Annotated in this window: 21 protein-coding genes; 12 read left to right on the top strand and 9 right to left on the bottom strand. The window is 63.8% G+C overall.

Features of this window, described 5'->3' with window-relative positions; genetic code table 11:
- Positions 1 to 22 precede the first annotated feature (22 nt).
- The 5 genes from IPF76_RS17645 to IPF76_RS17625 all read left to right on the top strand — a co-directional run bounded on the left by IPF76_RS17645 (position 23) and on the right by IPF76_RS17625 (position 5,677).
- Positions 23 to 1,642, top strand: a complete 1,620-nt coding sequence (locus tag IPF76_RS17645) for a peptide MFS transporter (protein WP_293846675.1) — start codon at positions 23 to 25, stop codon at positions 1,640 to 1,642.
- A gap of 2 nt (positions 1,643 to 1,644) precedes the next feature.
- Positions 1,645 to 3,054, top strand: coding sequence for an amidohydrolase (locus IPF76_RS17640; protein ID WP_293846674.1), 1,410 nt, complete (start codon positions 1,645 to 1,647; stop codon positions 3,052 to 3,054).
- The gene (locus IPF76_RS17635) at positions 3,051 to 4,352 is read left to right on the top strand and encodes an amidohydrolase family protein (protein WP_293846672.1); all 1,302 of its coding nucleotides are present in this window, start codon (positions 3,051 to 3,053) and stop codon (positions 4,350 to 4,352) included. The genes IPF76_RS17640 and IPF76_RS17635 overlap by 4 nt, the downstream gene beginning before the upstream one ends.
- Before the next feature lie 87 nt (positions 4,353 to 4,439).
- Entirely contained in the window at positions 4,440 to 5,132 is a 693-nt protein-coding gene (locus IPF76_RS17630; RefSeq protein ID WP_366499739.1) for an NnrU family protein, read from the top strand.
- Entirely contained in the window at positions 5,129 to 5,677 is a 549-nt protein-coding gene (locus IPF76_RS17625; protein WP_293846670.1) for a DUF1003 domain-containing protein, read from the top strand. Before IPF76_RS17630 ends, IPF76_RS17625 begins: the two co-directional genes overlap by 4 nt.
- Positions 5,678 to 5,792: 115 nt before the next feature.
- Here IPF76_RS17625 and IPF76_RS17620 read toward each other — a convergent pair whose 3' ends face one another.
- Entirely contained in the window at positions 5,793 to 6,788 is a 996-nt protein-coding gene (locus IPF76_RS17620; RefSeq protein ID WP_293846668.1) for an aldo/keto reductase, read from the bottom strand.
- Positions 6,785 to 8,035: a dicarboxylate/amino acid:cation symporter gene (locus IPF76_RS17615; protein ID WP_293846666.1), complete on the bottom strand. Its 1,251-nt coding sequence runs from the start codon at positions 8,033 to 8,035 to the stop codon at positions 6,785 to 6,787. Before IPF76_RS17615 ends, IPF76_RS17620 begins: the two co-directional genes overlap by 4 nt.
- Before the next feature lie 121 nt (positions 8,036 to 8,156).
- Between IPF76_RS17615 and glmM the strand changes: the two genes are divergently transcribed.
- The 5 genes from glmM to IPF76_RS17590 all read left to right on the top strand — a co-directional run bounded on the left by glmM (position 8,157) and on the right by IPF76_RS17590 (position 12,489).
- The gene (gene glmM / locus IPF76_RS17610; protein ID WP_293846664.1) at positions 8,157 to 9,494 is read left to right on the top strand and encodes a phosphoglucosamine mutase; all 1,338 of its coding nucleotides are present in this window, start codon (positions 8,157 to 8,159) and stop codon (positions 9,492 to 9,494) included.
- Between the two features lie 33 nt (positions 9,495 to 9,527).
- Positions 9,528 to 9,752, top strand: a complete 225-nt coding sequence (locus IPF76_RS17605) for a DUF1272 domain-containing protein (RefSeq protein ID WP_088441675.1) — start codon at positions 9,528 to 9,530, stop codon at positions 9,750 to 9,752.
- Positions 9,753 to 9,882: 130 nt separating this feature from the next.
- A complete protein-coding gene (gene thiD, locus IPF76_RS17600; protein WP_293846662.1) occupies positions 9,883 to 11,025 on the top strand; it encodes a bifunctional hydroxymethylpyrimidine kinase/phosphomethylpyrimidine kinase in 1,143 nt (380 codons plus the stop codon).
- Positions 11,022 to 11,576, top strand: coding sequence for a ribonuclease HII (locus IPF76_RS17595; RefSeq protein WP_293847395.1), 555 nt, complete (start codon positions 11,022 to 11,024; stop codon positions 11,574 to 11,576). The genes thiD and IPF76_RS17595 overlap by 4 nt, the downstream gene beginning before the upstream one ends.
- Before the next feature lie 16 nt (positions 11,577 to 11,592).
- Positions 11,593 to 12,489 (top strand): oxidoreductase, encoded by an 897-nt coding sequence (locus IPF76_RS17590; protein ID WP_293846660.1) that lies wholly within the window; start codon positions 11,593 to 11,595, stop codon positions 12,487 to 12,489.
- A 118-nt stretch (positions 12,490 to 12,607) separates the two neighbouring features.
- Here the strand turns inward: IPF76_RS17590 and IPF76_RS17585 are convergent, their stop codons facing one another.
- From IPF76_RS17585 to IPF76_RS17565, 5 genes are all read right to left on the bottom strand, one after another.
- Positions 12,608 to 12,907, bottom strand: a complete 300-nt coding sequence (locus tag IPF76_RS17585) for a zf-TFIIB domain-containing protein (RefSeq protein ID WP_293846658.1) — start codon at positions 12,905 to 12,907, stop codon at positions 12,608 to 12,610.
- 154 nt (positions 12,908 to 13,061) lie between these two features.
- Positions 13,062 to 13,271 carry a helix-turn-helix transcriptional regulator gene (locus IPF76_RS17580; protein ID WP_293846656.1) on the bottom strand — a complete coding sequence of 70 codons (210 nt, stop codon included), beginning with the start codon at positions 13,269 to 13,271 and terminating at the stop codon, positions 13,062 to 13,064.
- Positions 13,271 to 13,795: a DUF2975 domain-containing protein gene (locus IPF76_RS17575; protein ID WP_293846654.1), complete on the bottom strand. Its 525-nt coding sequence runs from the start codon at positions 13,793 to 13,795 to the stop codon at positions 13,271 to 13,273. Before IPF76_RS17575 ends, IPF76_RS17580 begins: the two co-directional genes overlap by 1 nt.
- Before the next feature lie 228 nt (positions 13,796 to 14,023).
- On the bottom strand, positions 14,024 to 14,344 hold the full coding sequence (locus IPF76_RS17570; protein WP_293846652.1) for a DUF2218 domain-containing protein: 321 nt from the start codon (positions 14,342 to 14,344) through the stop codon (positions 14,024 to 14,026).
- A complete protein-coding gene (locus IPF76_RS17565; RefSeq protein ID WP_293847394.1) occupies positions 14,344 to 14,901 on the bottom strand; it encodes a PadR family transcriptional regulator in 558 nt (185 codons plus the stop codon). The genes IPF76_RS17570 and IPF76_RS17565 overlap by 1 nt, the downstream gene beginning before the upstream one ends.
- A gap of 462 nt (positions 14,902 to 15,363) precedes the next feature.
- Here IPF76_RS17565 and rplJ point away from each other — a divergent pair, with 462 nt between their 5' ends.
- On the top strand, positions 15,364 to 15,879 hold the full coding sequence (gene rplJ / locus IPF76_RS17560; protein WP_293847393.1) for a 50S ribosomal protein L10: 516 nt from the start codon (positions 15,364 to 15,366) through the stop codon (positions 15,877 to 15,879).
- Between the two features lie 56 nt (positions 15,880 to 15,935).
- Positions 15,936 to 16,307 carry a 50S ribosomal protein L7/L12 gene (gene rplL, locus IPF76_RS17555; protein ID WP_037516187.1) on the top strand — a complete coding sequence of 124 codons (372 nt, stop codon included), beginning with the start codon at positions 15,936 to 15,938 and terminating at the stop codon, positions 16,305 to 16,307.
- A 121-nt stretch (positions 16,308 to 16,428) separates the two neighbouring features.
- Here rplL and IPF76_RS17550 read toward each other — a convergent pair whose 3' ends face one another.
- The gene (locus IPF76_RS17550) at positions 16,429 to 17,487 is read right to left on the bottom strand and encodes a hypothetical protein (RefSeq protein ID WP_293846645.1); all 1,059 of its coding nucleotides are present in this window, start codon (positions 17,485 to 17,487) and stop codon (positions 16,429 to 16,431) included.
- A 131-nt stretch (positions 17,488 to 17,618) separates the two neighbouring features.
- Positions 17,619 to 19,133 (bottom strand): hypothetical protein, encoded by a 1,515-nt coding sequence (locus tag IPF76_RS17545; RefSeq protein ID WP_293846643.1) that lies wholly within the window; start codon positions 19,131 to 19,133, stop codon positions 17,619 to 17,621.
- Between the last annotated feature and the right edge of the window lie 14 nt (positions 19,134 to 19,147).

Here is a 19,147-nt window from a genome sequence, read left to right as displayed (position 1 = left end):
AACAGCGAAAAGGGACGCTTTGATGAAAGACATGGGCCTTTGGGATGAAGGCGACTGGATTGCGGTGATCGCAGTGGTCGTATTGGGCGCGTTTTTGAGCGTTGGGGCACTGATCGCCGGTAGCAAGAAACCCGAATTCGCCGGCCATCCCAAGGGCCTCTACATGCTGTTCTTCGCCGAAATGTGGGAGCGTTTCTCCTATTACGGCATGCGTGCAATCCTGATCTTCTATCTGACTCAGCACTGGCTGTTTTCGGATGGCAAATCGAACCTGATCTACGGCGCCTATACCAGTCTCGTTTACATCACTCCGGTGCTCGGCGGCTATCTGGCCGACCGCTATCTCGGACAGCGCAAGGCGGTGCTGTTCGGCGGTGTGCTGCTCGCGCTGGGCCATTTGTTCATGGCGTTCGAGGGCGTGGGCGGACAGGAAGACGCAACGATCAATGTGTTCTGGCTTGCGCTGGCGCTGATCATCGTCGGGTCGGGTTTCCTGAAAGCGAATATCTCGGTGATGGTCGGTCAGTTGTACCGGCTGACCGACCTGCGCCGCGATGCGGCCTACACCATCTTTTACATGGGAATTAACGTCGGCGCCGCGCTTGGCACAATCCTCGTAGGTTATCTCGGTCAGAAGATCGGCTGGGCCTATGGCTTTGGCCTCGCCGGCATCGGCATGGTCGCTGGCTTGATTGTCTTTGTGCTGGGCAAGAACGTTCTGCTCGGCGCGGGCGAGGCCCCGGCGCCGCTGTCGAAGCAGAAGGAAACGACGATCTATGCGATCGGCTTAGGTGCCGTCGCAGTGATGTGGGCGCTGGTCCAGTATCAGGATATTATCCAGAACCTGCTGATCGTCTCGGGCCTCGCGCTGCTTGGCTATGTCCTTTACGAGAGCTTTAAGCTGGAAAAGGAACCACGTGAGCGGATGTTCGCGATCCTGTTCCTGATTGCGCTGAACCCACTGTTCTGGGGCTTGTTCGAACAGGCTGGCGGTAGCTTCAACCTCTATACCGATCGCTATGTCGATAAGGGCGGGGTGCCGGCATCGGTGTTCCAGTCGATCAATCCGATCTACATCATCCTGTTCGCGCCGGTGTTCGCCGCGTTGTGGCAATGGCTGGGCAAAAAGGGTCTCGAACCGTCGGCGCCCGCGAAGTTTGCGCTGGCGTTGGCGCAGGTCGGGCTTGGCTTCCTGGTGTTTGTCTGGGGTGCCAGCACCGTTGGGCCCGAAGTCGCGACCCCGGTCCTGTTCGTCTTCCTGCTCTATCTACTCCACACGACGGGTGAGCTTTGCCTGTCGCCCGTTGGCCTGAGCGCGATGAACCGGCTGGCGCCGACCTTCCTGGCGTCGCTGATCATGGGCGCGTGGTTCTATATGACGGCGGTCGGGAATTTTGTCGCCGGCAAGATCGGTGAAGCGACCGGCGGCGAAAGCGGCAACATGACCAAGGAAGCGACACTGGGCATCTATTGGCAGATCGGCTTGATCACACTGGCGGTCAGCGCCGTTATCCTGCTGTTGTCGCCGATCGTGAAGAAGTGGATGCACCTCGACACGCTGCGCGATCGCGAGGATATTCTGCCCGGTGCCGGTGAGTTGGGCGAGCCGCAGGCCGCCGGCACGCATCCCAAGGGAGCATAAGCATGATCCCCGGAATGAAGGGCAGTCTGCTGGCTGCGGTGTCGCTGGCGCTTGTCGGCTGCGCGGCGACGGGCGGCGAAGCAAATTCGGCGAGTGACAAGCCTGCGGCAGCCGAAAAGCCGGTCAAGTTCAACAAGGATCCCTATCCGTCGACCTATCGCCCTTATGGCGGCCGGGCGACCGCTTTACGAGGCGTGACGATCTTTGACGGCGAAGGCGGTCGTGTCGATAACGGCGTCGTGCTGCTTGCGGGCGGCCAAGTGGAGGCGGTCGGCGGACCCGACACTGCGATCCCCGCGGACTATGATGTGATCGACGGGACCGGCAAGTTCGTTACCCCCGGGATCATCGACATCCACAGCCACCTTGGCGACTATCCCTCGCCCGGTGTCGACGCGCATTCGGACGGCAATGAGGCGACGTCGCCGACGACCCCCGAAGTCTGGTCCGAACATAGCGTCTGGCCGCAGGATCCGGGGTTCAGCCGCGCGCTTGCCAATGGCGGCGTGACGGCGTTGCAGGTGCTGCCGGGCAGCGCGAACCTGATGGGCGGACGCTCGATCACGCTCAAGAATGTTCCCTCACGCACCGTGCAGGGGATGAAATTCCCCGGCGCGCCTTATGGGCTGAAAATGGCGTGCGGCGAGAATCCGAAGCGCGTTTATGGCGGCAAGGGCCGCGCGCCATCGACCCGCATGGGCAATTTCGCGGTCAACCGCGCGACCTGGCAGAAGGCCGCGGCGTACAAGAAGAAGATGGACGATGGCAAAGCCGTCGACCGCGACCTCGCCATGGAAACGCTCGCGGGCGTTTTGTCGGGCGAAATCCTCGTCCACAATCATTGCTACCGCGCCGACGAAATGGCGCTGGTGATCGATATGTCGAAGGAATTCGGCTACAAGGTTTCGACCTTTCATCACGCAGTTGAAAGCTACAAGATCGCCGATATCTTGGCGAAGGAAGGCATTTGCTCGGCGATGTGGGCCGATTGGTGGGGCTTCAAGATGGAAGCCTATGACAGCGTGAATGAGAATATCCCGCTGGTGTACAAGGCGGGTGCCTGCACCATCGTGCATTCTGACGATGCCAACCAGATCCAGCGGCTGAATCAGGAAGCGGCGAAAGCGCGCGCCGCGGGGCGCCGCATCGGGATCGACGTGAGCGACGAGCAGGCGTGGACATGGCTGTCGTATAATCCCGCCAAAGCACTTGGCATTGCCGACCGCACGGGCAGCCTGAAGCCCGGCAAGATGGCCGACGTCGTGCTGTGGAACGGTAATCCGTTCAGCGCCTATACCCGGCCTGAAAAGGTGTGGATCGATGGCGCTTTGATGTTCGACGCATATGATCCGAAGCGCCGCCCGGTAAGCGATTTCGAGCTGGGCCAGCCCGGCGAGGGAGATGTGAAATGATGCGCGCGCTGCTACTTTCCGCCGCGGCGCTGATTGCCGCTCCGGCGACGGCTCAGGACATCGCCATCACCAACGCAAAGCTTGTCATCGGTGACGGCAGCGCGCCGATCGAGGGCGGCACCGTTGTCGTGCGCGGCGGCAAGGTTGTTGCCGCGGGCGCTGGTGTGGCGGTTCCAGCAGGAATCGAACGCGTCGACGCCGGAGGCCGCTGGGTCACGCCGGGGATCGTCGCGGCGTTCAGCCGCGTCGGCCTGACCGAGGTCGATGCGGTAACCGGCACCAACGACCGCAATGCCCCGCGTACCCGCTTTTCGGCGGGGCTCGACATTGCGCCGGCACTCAACCCGATGGGGTCGCCGGTCGCGGTCAACCGCGCCTCGGGCGTCACCCGCGCGATCGTCGCTCCGGGAGGCAGCAGCAATTTGTTCGCCGGACAAGGTGCAGTTGTCGACCTGGCCGACGATATGGACATGGTCACCAAGCCGCGCGCACTGCAGTTCGTGGCCTTTGGTGAGGATGGGTCGGCGAAGGCTGGCGGCAGCCGCGCCGCGACCTTCCTGCTCTTCCGCGAACAACTGCTCGCGGCGCGCAGCTATGCCCGCAACCCGGCGACGCTGGCCGAATGGGGCAATGATGCGATGATCCAGCGCGCCGATGCCGATGCGCTGGTGCAGGTGATCAATGGCACGACGCCGTTGTTCGTGCGGGTCGACCGGGCATCGGACATCCTGAACGTGGTCAAGCTGAAGGGCGAGTTTCCGGCGCTGAAGCTGGTGCTCGTCGGCGCAACCGAGGGCTGGCTTGTCGCGCGCGAACTGGCGGCGGCGAAGGTACCGGTGCTGGTATCGCCGCTGACCGACCTGCCGTCGAGTTTCGAACAGCTGGGCGCGACGCAATCGAATGCCGGGCGACTGAAAGCTGCGGGGATTGATGTGTCGGTCGGAGTGTTCGACGACGATGATGCGCACAAGATGGGCTATGCGACGCAATATGCTGGCAATCTGGTCGGGCTAGCGCGTCTGCCCGGCGCCAGCGGGATGACGTGGGATCAGGCGTTCGCAGCGATCAGCAGCGCCCCGGCGCGTGCAGTCGGCATGGAGGGTAGCATCGGGTCGCTGCGCCCGGGCCGCGTCGGCGACGTGGTGGTCTGGGACAATGACCCGCTGGAGTTGGGCAGCCGCCCAACCGCGATCTGGATCGACGGCAAGGCGCAGTCGCTGACGACGCGGCAGGACCGCCTGCGCGATCGCTATGCGACGCCCAGTGAAGGGGCATTGCCCAAGGCTTATGATCGGTAAGATAGTGTTCGTCATCCCGGCGCGCGCCGGGGGTACGAATATGATAGCTTGGCGACGTTGGGAGAGGAGAAACTGTCCGTGCATCCGATGGCGCTTTTGATCACGACCTGCGTGCTGTTCGTCGGCTCGCATCTGGCACTGTCGCATCCACTGCGACACGGGCTCGCCAGCCGACTGGGTGAGCGTGGGTTCCAGATCGTCTATTCGATTGTCGCGATCGCGACTTTCATCATGCTGGTCCAGGCGTGGCGCGGCATGCCGCCCGAGCCGCCCTTGTGGGCGGTCGGCGACGCGCTGTGGATTGTCGCGTCGGCGCTGGTGCTATTCGCGAGCGTGCTGTTCATCGGGTCGCTGATCGGCAATCCGGCGCTTGCCGCTCCCGGCGCCGCCGCCGCGGCGCAAGGCGCACCGCGTGGGGTGTTTGCGATTACGCGGCATCCGATGATGTGGGGATTTGCCCTGTGGGCGGTTGCGCACGTCATGGTGATGCCAACCGGGGCGCAGAGCATCCTGTCAGGCACGATCCTGTTCCTCGCGCTGTTCGGTTCAGCGGGTCAGGATGGCAAAAAGGCACGGCTGATGGGCGACAGCTGGCGCCACTGGGCGGCGCGAACGAGCTTTGTACCGTTTGCGCGGCAGATCAGTGGCGCAACGCCGTGGGGCGACACGATCCCCAGGCCGCATGCTTTGTTCGGCGGGATCTCGCTGTGGCTGGTCGCAACGTGGGGGCATGGCGCGCTGGGCTATATGGTCGCGGGTATCTGGCGCTGGGTGGGATGAGCGAACTGAGCAGCGACACGGCGCTGGCGGACCTGTCGCTCAAACTGCTGGGCAAGGATATCGCCGACGCCGATGCCGAGGAACACCGTGTTTTGCGGTCGATCGTCGAACGCAGCCTGATCAGCCGCGACGCAATGGATGTCGCCGACGAACAGGCGACCTTTGGCGAGCGCCTTTCGGACCGGGTGGCGCGGGTCGGGGGCTCTTGGGGCTTTATCATCGTCTTTTCGCTGGTGCTGTTCGGGTGGATGATCCTGAACAGCGAAATCCTGGGCCGCTGGCACGATGCATTCGATCCCTTTCCCTATATCTTCCTGAACCTGATGCTCTCGACAATTGCGGCGGTGCAGGCGCCGGTAATCATGATGAGCCAGAACCGGCAGGCGGCAAAGGACCGGCTTGCGGCGAGCCTTGATTACCAGATCAACCTGCGCGCCGAATTGGAGATCATGCGGCTGCACGAAAAAGTCGATGCGTTGCAAATGGAGCGGCTGGAGGAGCGCATCGACGCGCTGACCGCGGCGGTGCAGGTCTTGAAAGCGTAACAGCCTCGTCATTGCGAGGAGTGAAGCGACACGGCAATCCAGAGCGCACGTAAACCGCCCTAGATTTCTTCGCTTAGCTCGCAATGACGATGATTTGGTTCGATTTCGTGTAACGCTACAACCGCACCATCCGCATGCCTATTTCGCCATACCGCGGCCCACTCGTGCCGCCTTTGGGCGCCGCTGCCTCGATCGCGGCGAGATCGTTGGCGGTCAATGCGACATCAACCGCGCCGATGCTGTCCTCCATCGTGACGCGGCGCTTGGTGCCGGGGATCGGGACAATATCCTCGCCCTGCGCAAGCAGCCAGGCGAGCGCGATTTGCGCTTTCGACACGCCATGCCGATCCGCGACCGCGCCGATCGCGTCGACGATCGCGAGGTTGTCAGGCAGGTTTTCGTCCGAGTAGCGCGGGTCGTTGCGGCGCCAGTCATTCTCGGGCAGCTCATCACGGCTGCGCACCGCGCCCGCGAGAAAGCCGCGGCCAAGCGGCGAATAGGGGACGAAGCCGATGCCGTTGTCGCGGCAAACGCCGAGGATCTCATCCTCGATGTCGCGCTCCCAGATCGAATATTCGCTTTGCAGTGCGGTGATCGGCGCGGCCTTGGCGGCGCGGCGCAGGGTTTCGGGGCCAGCCTCGGACAGCGCGATGTGGCGCACCTTGCCTTCGTTCACCAGTTCCATCATCCCGCCGACGACCTCTTCGATCGGGATCGAGGGATCGACGCGGTGCTGATAAAAGAGGTCAATGGTGTCGATGCCGAGCCGCTGGAGCGAGCCTTCGCACGACGCGCGGGCGTTGGTGGGTGAGCCATCGACACCGACGATCTGATGGCCGTCGAACTTGAAGCCGAATTTGGTCGCGATGACCAGCCCGTCGCGCTTGCCCTTGATAGCGGCACCGAGCAGTTCCTCGTTGCTGAACGGGCCATAGATTTGCGCGGTGTCGAAAAAGGTGACGCCCATGTCGATCGCGCGGTGGATCGTCGCCGTCGATTCGTCGAGATTGGCGGCTTCGCCATAAAGGATATTGCCGCCCTTGATCATCGGCATGCAGCCGACACCGATCGCGGAGACGGTGAGGCCGTGGCCGAGCTTGCGATATTTCATGGCGTTTCTCCTGTGGGTTCGGCGGTTTCGACGCCATCGGCAGCATATTTGGTCGCCGCGACGTCGCCGACGACATTACCGAGGGTTCGGAAGATATCGGGGAAGGTTTCGACCGCAACGAGCAGCCCGAGCGGCGCGACCGGGACGCCCATCGACACCGCGATCGGCGCGATTGAGGTCACGAAGCTGATCGAGCCGGGCAGGCTGACCGAGCTGAGTGCCGCGGCCATTGCGACCGCGAGGCCGACGCCCATCTCCCACGGCGTCAGTTCGATGCCGAACAGCCACGCGACGTAGATGACGACCGCGAGGTTCATTGCCGGGCTGGTGAAGCGGAATAGCGCGACCGCAAGCGGCAGGACGACATCAGCTTTTTTGGGATCGACGCCCAGTTCCTCGGACGATTTGAGCATCGCTGGCAGGCTGGCGAGCGAGCTTTGCGTGCTGATCGCGACGGCCATCGTCGGCACCATGGCGCGCACGAACCGCGGCAACGGGACGCCGACGATCAACCAGGCAAGCAGCAGGCCGAGAATCAGGCAGCTGATCCCGACTCCCGACAGGATCAGGACATAATGGATGAGGCCGCCGAATGCGGCGAGCCCGGCTTTGACCGCGAGCGCATAACCCAACGCAAATACGCCGATCGGCGCGAGCGCGAGGACCCAGCCGATGACGATCAGCATCGCGTCGCCGAGCGCCTTGAACAGGCCGGAAAGTGTCGCGCGATGAACCGGTTCGAGCTTGGTGATCGCAAAGGCGAAGATGGTGGTAAAGACGATCAGAGGCAGGATCGCAGTGTCGGCGGCGGCGGCGATCGGGTTCGTCGGAATCAGCGACAGCAGGAAGTCGCCAAAGGTCGGCGATGGACTTGCTTCGCTGGTGCCGCCAAGGCCATTGCGCAGTGCGTCGGCGGCGCCCGTCGACAGCGGGAAAAGGCGCAGAAGCAGCGGCGTCATCAGCAGCGACATCGACCCCGAGATGAAAATCGCGGCGAGGAAGGTCATCACCGCGCGCGCCGCGAGCTTGCCGGCGCGGGCGGCATCGGCGGTCGCGGTGATGCCCGTGATCAGCAACGCGACGACGAGCGGGACGATCGTCATCTTGAGCGCATTGAGCCAGAGCAGCCCGATGGGTTCGATATAGGGGAGCGAGGCGGTTCCTGCGTCGGGCGCGGCCAATTCGACGCCGATCCCTAGCAACATCCCGGCAATCAGCGCCGAGAGGATGATCCATGCCGATTTCAAGCCATATTCTCCTGGCGATGTTTCTGGCCAGCTTGCCAAGCAAAAGAGGGTGACTTAGGGCCGTCCCGTGGTAGCCGGGGCAGACATTGGTCTGCGTCCCGGCTTAAGTAGCAGAGGTGGCATGCGCAAGTTTTTCGGAACCGACGGGATTCGCGGACTGACGAACCAGATCCCGATGACGGTCGAGGTCGCGATGCGCGTCGGCATGGCGGCGGGCGCGCACTTCCTGCGCGGCGATCACAAGCACCGCGTGGTGATCGGCAAGGATACGCGCCTGTCGGGCTATATGCTCGAAAATGCGCTCGTCGCGGGGTTCACCAGCGTCGGCATGGACGTGGTGCAGGTCGGGCCGATGCCGACCCCGGCGATCGCGATGCTGACGCGGTCGATGCGCGCCGATCTGGGCGTGATGCTGTCGGCGAGTCACAATCCCTTTTACGATAACGGCATCAAGCTGTTCGGTCCCGACGGATATAAATTGTCCGACGAGGATGAGGCGCAGATCGAATTGCTCCTCGCGCAGCAACCCAAACTTGCCGAACCGGCGCAGATCGGGCGCGCCAAGCGGATCGAGGATGCGCGCGGGCGCTATATTCATGCGGTGAAACTGAGCCTGCCCGAATCGATGCGGCTCGACGGGCTGCGCATCGTGCTCGATTGCGCCAATGGCGCCGCGTACAACAGCGCGCCGACGGTGTTCTGGGAATTGGGCGCCGATGTGGTGGCGATCGGAATCACCCCCAATGGCACCAATATCAACGACGAATGCGGCTCGACCGCTCCGGCGCTGCTCCAGGAAACCGTGGTCGCCAGCGGCGCCGACATCGGCATCGCGCTCGACGGCGACGCCGACCGGCTGATCGTCGTCGATGAAAAGGGCAAGATTGTCGATGGCGACCAGATCATGGGCCTGATCGGCGCGAGCTGGGCGCGGCAGGGGCGGCTGAAGGGCGGCGGCGTCGTCGCAACAGTGATGTCGAACCTGGGGCTCGAACGCTTTCTGGAAGGCGAGGGGCTGCGGCTCGAGCGGACCAAGGTCGGCGACCGCCACGTGCTCGAAAGGATGAAAGAAGGCGGGTTCAACGTCGGCGGCGAACAGTCGGGGCATATGATCCTGTCGGACTATGCGACGACCGGCGACGGTACGCTCGCGGGCTTGCAGGTGCTGGCCGAGCTGGTTGCGTCGGGCAAACCGGCGAGCGAATTGCTGCACCAGTTCGACCCGGTGCCGCAGTTGCTCAAGAATGTGCGCTTCTCGGGCGGCAAGCCGCTCGACGATAGCAAGGTTCAGTCGGCGATTGCCGAGGGCGAGGCGATGCTCGCCGGGCGCGGGCGGCTGGTGATCCGTCCGTCGGGCACCGAGCCGCTGATCCGCGTGATGGCCGAAGGCGATGATGCCGGACAGGTCGAGCGCGTTGTCGACATGATATGCGATGCGGTGCGCATGGCGACGCAATAACAATCATCAATCCCCAACAAGAAGAGACTGATCATGCTTGAAATGCGACCCGATTGTGAAAAATGCGGCCGCGATCTGCCCGCGAACGTCCATGGCGCCTTCATCTGTTCGATGGAGTGCACCTTCTGCGCGAATTGCGCCGACCGGATGGACGAGCGTTGCCCCAATTGCGGCGGCGATCTGCTCGACCGGCCGCTTCGCGAAGGCGCTATCCTGGCGAAATACCCCGGCTCGACGGTGCGGAAATACAAGGTTTGACGATTTTCTTTTTTCGTTGTGCCAGACCTTTCGACCAGGCTCAAGACAGGCCGGGTCCGACATCTATTCCGGTGACGGTGGCTTGGACCCCGGATCAAGTCCGTGGTGACGAGGGCGTGGAGATTCCTTCGTGACCCCGCGCGTCCTGATCATCGCCGGATCGGATAGCGGCGGCGGCGCGGGGATTCAGGCCGATATCAAGACGGTGACGATGCTCGGCGGACATGCGATGACCGCGATTACGGCTATCACGGCGCAAAACACGCTAGGGGTGCAGCGCGTCCATCCGGTGCCGACCGAGATGGTGCTCGCGCAGATCGACAGCGTCGCGGCCGATATTGGCGTCGATGCGGTGAAAATCGGGATGATCGGCAGCGCCGAAACGGCGGCGGCGGTGGCAGAACGGCTGTCCCGGCCCGATCTGGCGCAGGCAGCGGTGGTTTTCGATCCCGTGATGGTGGCGACAAGCGGATCGGTGCTAGCCGACGCGGCGACGATCGATGCGTTTCGTACCTTGCTTGACCGCGCGATGGTCGCGACGCCCAATCTGCCCGAACTGGATGCGCTGGGCGGCGAGGAGGCGATTTTGGCGCATGGCTGTTCGCTGCTGATCAAGGGCGGACATGGCGACGGCGAGACAGTGATCGACCGCTTGCTCGAAGCGGGTGAAGGCGAGGTCGCGCGCTGGGAAGTGCCGCGGATCGACACCACCAGCACCCATGGCACCGGCTGCACGCTGGCGAGCGCAATGGCATGCGGTTTGGCACAGGGCATGCCGCTTGAACCCGCGATCGCGCGCGCGCGCGATTTTGTCCGTCTGGCGCTGATGGGCGCGCCGGGGCTGGGGGCCGGGCATGGCCCGATGGGACAGCAGTTTGTGCGCAACGACGGGTTGTTCACCGGTCCCGCTCTCAATCAGATTACCTTGCCTGCGAGCGATTATGCGGGTTCGGTCGCGTTCTACAAACAGATGGGGCTGACCCAGATCGTCGATAGTCCTGATAATGGATATGCGCGGTTCGAGGCGGCGAATGGCGTGACGCTGTCGATCCATGTTGGGGACGGCGCGGTGGGCGGGGCGACGGCTTATCTGGAGAGTGGCGCGCTCGATGCGTGGGTCGCCTATCTGGCACGTCGCGGTGTGCGTTTCGATCAGATGCCGAAGGACGAGGAGTGGGGCTGGCGCGAGGCGCGGCTGGCCGATCCGGCGGGCAATCACCTGTGCCTGTATCAAGCGGGCGAATATCGGCGATTTCCGCCGTGGCGCATATGATTGTCGGGGTCGACGAGGCCGGGCGCGGGCCGCTCGCGGGGCCCGTGGTCGCGGCAGCGGTGCTCCTCTGCGAGGGCGGAATTCCCGGCCTCGATGACAGCAAGAAATTGTCCGCCAAGCGCCGCGCCGAACTCGAAGTGCAGATCAAGGCGCGCTGCCGCTGGGGTGTCGGCGAGGCGAGCGTCGAAGAAATCGACCGCATCAATATCTTGCAGGCAACCTTCCTTGCGATGACGCGCGCGGTCGAGGCGCTGGGGATCGAACCCGCCGAGGTGCTGGTCGATGGCAACCGGTTGCCGGGCTGGCGTTTTACCGCGCGGGCGATCATCGGCGGCGACGCACTGCACCCGTGCATTTCGGCGGCGAGCATCATCGCCAAGGAACATCGCGACCGTTTTATGATCACCATGGCACGCGATTTCCCCGGCTTTGGCTGGGAACGCAATATGGGCTATGGTACCGCCCAGCATCTCGCGGCGCTGCGCCAATACGGGCCGACGCCGCTTCACCGGACCAGTTTTGCCCCGGTCGCACAAATGCAGCTGGTCTGAAAAGCGGGAGAGCGCGATGAGCAAGGGATTCACGGCCGACGATGTGTCGGCCCAGACCGGCCGTACGTTCCTCGTCACCGGTGCCGATGCCGGGATAGGCTTTGAAACCAGCCGTGTTTTGGCGGCGCGCGGCGCGCATGTGGTGCTGGCGTGCCGCGATGCCGATCGGGCGGAGGCGGCGATGAGCCGGATCCTTGTCGAGACGCCGAACGCCGAACTGTCGTTCCAGCCGCTCGACCTCGCCGATCTCGATCAGGTGCGCGAGGCTACGAAAGCCGTACGCGCGGGGCCGCGGATCGACGTGCTGGTCAACAACGCCGGGGTGATGATCCCGCCGAAAACGCTGACCAAACAGGGATATGAGCTGCAATTCGGGGTCAATCACCTTGGCACTTTTGCCTTTACCGGGCTGGTGCATGGGCATGTCGACGACCGTATCGTCATCACCGCCAGCCTAGCGCACAAGGGCGGGCAGATCGATTTCAGCGACCTTTCTGCGGCGCGCAGTTATCAGAAATACCCGCGTTATCAGATGAGCAAACTGGCGAACCTGCTCCATATGTTCGAGCTCGACCGGCGGCTGGGTGCCGCAGGGCGTGCGACGCAGGCGATCGGGTGTCATCCCGGGGTCGCGATCACCGAATTGACCCGGCACCTGCCGTTCCCGCTGCGCGGCATGACCCCGCTGGCGACACCCTTTTTCAACAGCGCCGCGCAAGGGGCCTGGCCAACCTTACAGGCCGCGACCGGCGCGCATGTGCAGGGCGGCGATTATCTGGGGCCGCAGGGGCTGGGCGAGGTTTCGGGGCGGTCGGGTCCGGCGCGCGCGACACGAACCGCGCGTGATTCTAAGCTGGCAAGGGAGTTGTGGGAGCGTTCAGTTGAGCTGACGGGGGTTGATCCGGGAATTTGATCCTGCCTGTGGGAAGCGCTGACGGAGGCGCTTTGGCGCGACCGTCACCGCCGCTCCACCATCGCCTTCGGCGACGCTGCCCCTCCCCATGGCTCCGCCACAGGGAGGATCGTTCAGTTCAGTCGAACAGCTCGCTCAGGAAACTCTTTTTGTAATTCTTCTTGTACGGCTTGCTGCCGTAATAGCGGTCGTCATGCCCATGCTCGCGATACTGCGGCTGCTGAGGGGGCGGCGGTGCCGATGTGCGCGGGGCAGGCGCGGCTACCGCTTCACTGCGCTCGATAATCTTGTCGAGCTCGCCGCGGTCCAGCCACACACCGCGGCACTGCGGGCAATAATCGATTTCGATCCCCTGCCGCTCGGACATCGTCAAATTCACGCGGCAGGTCGGGCAAAGCAGCCCTGGGGCATCGGTCACAGGTTTTCCTTTCGTGGGTTGCGAAAACGACGACTGGAAAGGCGCCGCTGGGTCCAACGCATCATTACAGATTCGCGTTCCGCTTCCATCCTACAAAGAAACCCCGCTCCGACCGTGTGGACGGAGCGGGGTCAGGTCGGTCGCGGAAGCGGCTTCAGCGTTCTGTTTCGAACGCCAACAGATCGCCCGGCTGGCATTCCAACTCGGTGCAGATGGCCTCCAGCGTCGAAAAGCGCATCGCTTTCGCCTTGCCCGTTTTCAGGATTGACAGATTGGCCAGCGTGATCCCGATGCGGTCGGACAGGTCGGTCAGCGTCATCCGCTTGGCGTGCAGCAGGTCATCCAGTTTCACGACGATCGCCATCACACAGTCCCTTCCAGCTCGTCGCGCATCGCGGCGCCCTGTTCGAACACCGCCGCCAGGACGAAGGCGAGCAGGATCGCGAGCAGGCTGCTGGCCGACAGGCCGCCCATCTCGCTGAACTCGCTTCCCGGCTTCGCGATATTGGCGGCCATCAAGTGGACGGGCAGGGCGAGCAACTGGATGGTCACCAGCGACCAGCCGATCCGGCGGAGCCGCCACGCATTTTCGATGATGAACGGATCGCGCGACGCGCTGGCCACCATCGCCTGCAACTGGCGCAGGATATAGGCGGCGACGCCCAGCACCGCGATCAGCAGCAGCAACAGGATGCCCAGCGGCAGGCGCATCGTCGAAGCGTCCACCAGTTCAGGCATATGTTGGATTTTGGCCACCACGTTGGGCCAGGCGACGACCACCGCAATCGCGACCCCGACCAAGGTCAGCGCCGCAGCTATCACCAGCGCCAGCATCAGCCAGAGCAGGCCGCGCGTCGCACGAAGAAGCGTTTGGTTGGTAGAAGGCATATCGTTCTCCGATAGGGTGTTTATCGAAGAACAATATATATCGCGAGTGAGGCTTATCGTCAATCGATAATATTGAAGAACGATATATGGGGTTGCGACGCCTTTCGAATAAATGTGTTCCCCGGCGAAAGCCGGGGTCCAGGGCGCCAAAAAACAAGCGCCTGCCTGCGAACGCCCTGGGCCCCGGCTTTCGCCGGGGAACAGCAACTTACTTGATTGCGACGACGATCACTCCGCCCGCCAATCAAACGTCAGCGGCGCCTCGCGAAACGCGAAGCGGTCGAGGTGGCGTGCGACGGCCCCCTGCAATCCTTCCAGCTGCGCCGCGACGCTGGCATCGATGCGGACCCCCAGCGTGTCGGGTCCGGCATCGAAGATCACCAGCGCATCGCCGGGCCAGTCGGCACCGCGCGCGTCCTTCGGAAAGGTCACGGTGCCGTGGTCGGCCGTCAACACAACCGCCAGATTATGCTGCCAATGCTTGCACAGCTGTTGCAGATATTTGCTCGCGTGCGCGGTCGGCACCGCCGCGGTCGCACTGACCGTCATCACAGCCGCTCGATCTTTTGCGCCGCCTCGTCGATCAGCGCGACGATGTCGTGCAGCGCTGCCTTGTTGAGATCGCGGTCGCCCAGCCGGTCCATCAGCACCTGCCGCAAATTGCCCATCGCGCGGCGGACCGACGCCGAATCGGTGCGCTGCGTTTCTTCGCCGACCGCAGTCAGGCGCGCGATCGCGGCCTCGACAACTTTGGTGTTGGCTTCCAGTTCCGCGCGGCCAGCATCGGTGATCGCGAACAGCTTCTTCGCGCCTTCGCTCTGCTGCGCCTCGATCTGCCCCATGTCGTCGAGCAGAGTCAGCGTCGGATAGATCACACCGGGGCTGGGCGCATAGGCGCCGCCGGTCAGTTCCTCAATGCTGCGGATCAGGTCATAGCCGTGGCGCGGTTCGTCGGCGATCAGCTTGAGCAGCACCAGCCGCAGCTCGCCGCTGTCGAACATCCGCTGCCGTCCGCCACGCTCGCCCCGGCCACCGCCGCCGCGTCGGCCACCGCCGAAACCGTGTCCGAACCCATGGCCAAAGCCACGCCCGCCGCCGCGATGCATCGCATGCCGCCCGCCGCAACCGCGGCCTTCCATTTTCGCATAAAAAAACATTGTCATTCCTTTGAGTGATTCTCGATGCGTCTAAGATATATCTTAAAACGAATGTTGCAAGGAGGCGACTACACGCTGCGTGACACTTTCGCCAACATCCGCCCTCCGCCTTGACTTCCGGCCATTTCCGGCTAATAGCGCCCCCGTGTTGCAACGGCTCCGGCCGCGGCAATTCCGTCCGAGACAGTTGGTGCAGGGGATTTGCCCTGCTTAATTTCCAGCCGAGACGGGGAACAGTCTTTTTCGGTCGCCCGCCTGTTTTTCAGGCGACGCGTCTTGACCGACCCCTTCGGACATCGTTGCGCAAGCACGGGTGAGCCTTGGCTCGCGCCCGGTTTTGCGTGTGTTAGCCGCCCGGCGGCGCGTTCGTTTCGACGTCTCGCGCATCCGGGCACAGAGTGGAGTATAGGCATGGATCGTACGGAAAAGGCCGAAGCCGTATCCTCGCTGAACGCTACGCTGGCATCAGCTGCCTCGGTTGTGGTCGTCCGCAACCTCGGCATGACCGTCGCTCAGTCGACGGTGCTGCGCCAGCAAATGCGCGATGCAGGAGCCGACTTTCGCGTCACGAAGAACCGTCTTGCCAAAATCGCGCTCGACGGCACGTCCTACGGCGGGATCAGCGAACTGCTGACCGGCCCCACCGCGCTTGCAACCTCGACCGATCCGGTCGCGGCGGCCAAGATCGTGGTGGAATTTGCCAAGACCAACGACAAGCTTGAAATCGTTGGCGGCGGCATGGGCGACGTGGTGCTCGACGTGAATGGCGTCAAAGCGCTCGCTTCGCTTCCCTCGCTCGACGAGCTGCGCGCCAAGATCATTGGTCTGGTGCAGGCTCCGGCTACCAAGGTTGCGCAGATTGCCGCAGCCCCGGCTGGCCAGTTGGCGCGGGTTTTTGGCGCATATGCCGCCAAAGAAGCAGCGTGATTTCGAACTAACTGAAACTTACTGCCGGGATATCCCGGTTCTGATGGAGAATGAACATGGCTGATCTTGCAAAGATCGTTGAAGAACTGTCGGCACTGACCGTCCTCGAAGCGGCTGACCTGTCGAAGCTGCTCGAAGAAAAGTGGGGCGTTTCGGCTGCCGCTGCTGTTGCTGCCGCTCCGGCTGCTGCCGCTGCTGGCCCGGCTGCTGAAGAGCAGACCGAATTCGACGTCATCCTGACGGGTGACGGCGGCAACAAGATCAACGTCATCAAGGAAGTCCGCGCGATCACCGGCCTGGGTCTTGGCGAAGCCAAGGCACTAGTCGAAGGTGCGCCGAAGGCCATCAAGGAAGGCGTGAACAAGGCAGAAGCTGAAGAGCTGAAGGCCAAGATCCTCGCCGCTGGCGGCACCGTCGAACTGAAGTAATCAGTTTGCGGATCCGGTCGGTTGACCCGACCGGTGACCTACAAAAAAGAAAGGGCGGCGCCGCGAGGCACCGCCCTTTTTTTAATGCGGCGAGGGGACCACCGCGTGATTGTCTGGATGTTTAGTTGTTCGAGTAGCCCGGACGGAAGGTCGTGGTAGTGCGCGCGCGGGCCGGTTCGGGGCGACGAACCTCCTGTTCCTGCATCGCCGGCGCCGGGCGCTGCGCGATTTCCCAAGCACTGACCGGCTTGCGCGTCATGTCTTTCTGGGTCGCGAGCGTGTCGTCATATGCGACGCGTTCGTGACGATCGAGGAAACGCGCGCGCTTCAGGCGCTTCGACAGGGTCGCGAAGGGATTTTCAGGCGTCGGGCCAGTCATTGCCATCGCCTCATGGCGCCCCATGCTACCGCTCGGGGCAGCTGCAAAGGCGGGCGTGGTGCGGGGCGCGACCCGTCCTTCCGCGCGCGGCGCATAGGCCGGGCTCACCCACTGCTGCGCTTCACCCGTGACCGGCGCACTCGCCGCGATCGGCTCGAAACGCTGGACCGGCGCGTCATGCACGACCTCTTCATAGGCAATTTCATCGGCGCTGTGACGACGACGACGGGCAAATGCCAAGCCGACTCCGCCGGCCAGCAGCAGGGCGGCAGCACCACCGGCGATCTCCCAAGGAAATTCGCCGCCCGTCGCGGTCACTGCCTCGGCGGGCGCCGGGGTGGGTTCAAACACAGGTTCCGCGGGCGCCGCCATCGGAGCGGCGATCGGCGCCATTCCGGCAACCGGCGGGGCATCAGCGACGGCCGCTGCCACTGGAGTCGCGGCTACCGGTGCGGCGGCAACCGAACGGGTTCGCTGTGCGGCACGGGCCGGAGCAGGCTTTTCAGCACGCTCGGCTGCGCGGGGCGCGGGGGTGGTTACGGCGGGTGCGATCTCGAGCGGCACGCGGATCACGGGGGCCGGAGCGGGGATCTGCGCGGTCTGCGGCGCGGCGATAGGTGCGGGCGTGCTCGGTTCCGCGACGGTCGGCGGGGTTTGGGGCGTCGGTGCCGTCGGCGCCGCAATCGGCGGGGTCATCGTGATCGTGGGCGCTTCCTGAGCGACAGCACTCTGCGTGGAAAGGACCAGGAACGCGGCAATCGCGCTCGTGGCGGGGCGGGAGAGGGCGATATTTTTCATCATAGTGAAGGACGAACGAACCGCCGGCGCAAAGTGCTGCTCTGTAACGTGCCTTTCCGGGACGAGCCGTGGCAGCCAAACGGTGCGACGAAGTTTTCGGCGATGGCAGCGGGTTGCAGCGAGCGTTTTAGGCTTCAGTCGCGCAAAGCGGCGGCTTGCTTCGACAGCGCGGCCGAGGCTGCCCCCGCGATCGCCGCACTTAGCAGCGCGAAGTCGCGACTAAGCCGTTCGTCCAGTGCAGCGCCCGACAAGCCCGCCAGTTCGGTCATCAACGGCATGGACAGCGAAAGGCGCAGCGTACCTGCCGCGCGTCCGTCGGACATCACGTGGGTCCGGACCGGTTGTCCCAATCGGATTTCTCGCCCCAGCCACTGTCGTGACCGGCGCGCAATATAGCCGTGCATTGCCCTTGCTATGTCGAAATCGCATTCAGGCCAGCGCGCCGAAAGGTCGAGGGTGCGTAGCGTCTCGCTAGCAAGGCATGTCGCTCCCCCCGCGCCCGGCACCTCGGCCACTTCGAGCCGCTTGACCAAACACATAACATGGTGGCCGAAGCGCGCCGTCACTTCGGTCACGCGTTCGATGGGCAGTGCGGCAAAGCGCTCCATCTCGATCAGTGCGGCCTGCAAACGCAGTAGCAGTCCGAAATTACTCGCGGCTGGCAGACAGCCGGCGCCTGGCCAGTCTGCCGGCCATTCGGCGCGGTTCGCAACGCGGCGGAAGCCCGCGGGCAGCGCGCGTGCGCGCGTCCTGACAGCGCCCGGCACTAGCGCAATGCCGCTGAAGGGCGGCCCGCCGACAAATTTGGACCCGGTCATCAGCACCACGCAGCCCAGTGCCAGATAGCGGCGAACGATTTCGGGCGTGATCCGCAACTGGCACGCATCGACGACAAACATGACTGCATCGCCGTGCATTGCGGTCAGCCGCTCGACGTCGGCAAGTGTCGGCAGTGTCAGTCCGGTTTTTGAACCATGAACCACATGAATGACCGCACGGCGACCGCGGGCCGCGGCGCGATCGGCCTGCTGCGCGAGTTCGGCGGCAATAGCGGCGGAAGCACGCGGGTTGCCGACTGCGTCGCGGATCGGCACGTCAATCAGTTCGGTTGCGACAAAAACGGGGTCGATCGTGGTCTGCGCGACGACTTGAGCACCCGTGGCCGTTTCGCTGGCAAAGAAACGCCCCGCGGCGCTGTGGATGCATCCGCTGCCAACCTCGTCGCGCCCGAGCAGGATCGCGGTCAAAGGGCGTCCGTCAAAGGCCGCGGCCAATCCGACATACTCAAGATCTGTTCCCGATGCCGCGAAGACGATCGCTGTATCGGCCAGGCCGAAATGATCGGCCAGTTGTCCGCGGAGGGCGGCGAGACCATCGGCGTAATCATTGGCCGCCACCGGTCGCCCCAGGCGGTCGCTCCACTGATTGAGCAGCATATTGAAGGCGTGATCGGAAATGCTGTTGATCGTCGACGAGCCATAGGCCAGCGCGTCCGATGGCAGCACGCTCGCGTAATACTGGTTGCGACCGTCAACGTCGGGCCGAATGCGTCGGTCGCCGCCGCTTGCAAGCGCCGTTGCCATGCGCGCCGCGTCGCGCCGCATCTGTACCGGGAAGCGTTCTTCGAAAGCGTCGGCAGCAAGCAGCATGAAAGGCGGGTCCT

Source organism: Sphingopyxis sp. (assembly GCF_016704835.1).
Taxonomy (GTDB): domain Bacteria; phylum Pseudomonadota; class Alphaproteobacteria; order Sphingomonadales; family Sphingomonadaceae; genus Sphingopyxis.
The sequence above is the reverse complement of the archived record's forward strand: the minus strand, read 5'-3'. Positions and strand labels throughout refer to the sequence as shown.

Bases quoted from the DNA above. Each gene is read 5' to 3' on its own strand.
- IPF76_RS17645 (WP_293846675.1), top strand. From the start codon at position 23: ATGAAAGACATGGGCCTTTGGGATGAAGGCGACTGGATTGCGGTGATC.
- IPF76_RS17640 (WP_293846674.1), top strand. From the start codon at position 1,645: ATGATCCCCGGAATGAAGGGCAGTCTGCTGGCTGCGGTGTCGCTGGCG.
- IPF76_RS17635 (WP_293846672.1), top strand. From the start codon at position 3,051: ATGATGCGCGCGCTGCTACTTTCCGCCGCGGCGCTGATTGCCGCTCCG.
- IPF76_RS17630 (WP_366499739.1), top strand. From the start codon at position 4,440: ATGGCGCTTTTGATCACGACCTGCGTGCTGTTCGTCGGCTCGCATCTG.
- IPF76_RS17625 (WP_293846670.1), top strand. From the start codon at position 5,129: ATGAGCGAACTGAGCAGCGACACGGCGCTGGCGGACCTGTCGCTCAAA.
- IPF76_RS17620 (WP_293846668.1), bottom strand. From the start codon at position 6,788: ATGAAATATCGCAAGCTCGGCCACGGCCTCACCGTCTCCGCGATCGGT.
- glmM (WP_293846664.1), top strand. From the start codon at position 8,157: ATGCGCAAGTTTTTCGGAACCGACGGGATTCGCGGACTGACGAACCAG.
- IPF76_RS17605 (WP_088441675.1), top strand. From the start codon at position 9,528: ATGCTTGAAATGCGACCCGATTGTGAAAAATGCGGCCGCGATCTGCCC.
- IPF76_RS17595 (WP_293847395.1), top strand. From the start codon at position 11,022: ATGATTGTCGGGGTCGACGAGGCCGGGCGCGGGCCGCTCGCGGGGCCC.
- IPF76_RS17590 (WP_293846660.1), top strand. From the start codon at position 11,593: ATGAGCAAGGGATTCACGGCCGACGATGTGTCGGCCCAGACCGGCCGT.
- IPF76_RS17580 (WP_293846656.1), bottom strand. From the start codon at position 13,271: ATGGCGATCGTCGTGAAACTGGATGACCTGCTGCACGCCAAGCGGATG.
- IPF76_RS17575 (WP_293846654.1), bottom strand. From the start codon at position 13,795: ATGCCTTCTACCAACCAAACGCTTCTTCGTGCGACGCGCGGCCTGCTC.
- IPF76_RS17570 (WP_293846652.1), bottom strand. From the start codon at position 14,344: ATGACGGTCAGTGCGACCGCGGCGGTGCCGACCGCGCACGCGAGCAAA.
- IPF76_RS17565 (WP_293847394.1), bottom strand. From the start codon at position 14,901: ATGCATCGCGGCGGCGGGCGTGGCTTTGGCCATGGGTTCGGACACGGT.
- rplJ (WP_293847393.1), top strand. From the start codon at position 15,364: ATGGATCGTACGGAAAAGGCCGAAGCCGTATCCTCGCTGAACGCTACG.
- rplL (WP_037516187.1), top strand. From the start codon at position 15,936: ATGGCTGATCTTGCAAAGATCGTTGAAGAACTGTCGGCACTGACCGTC.
- IPF76_RS17550 (WP_293846645.1), bottom strand. From the start codon at position 17,487: ATGATGAAAAATATCGCCCTCTCCCGCCCCGCCACGAGCGCGATTGCC.
- IPF76_RS17545 (WP_293846643.1), bottom strand. From the start codon at position 19,133: ATGCTGCTTGCTGCCGACGCTTTCGAAGAACGCTTCCCGGTACAGATG.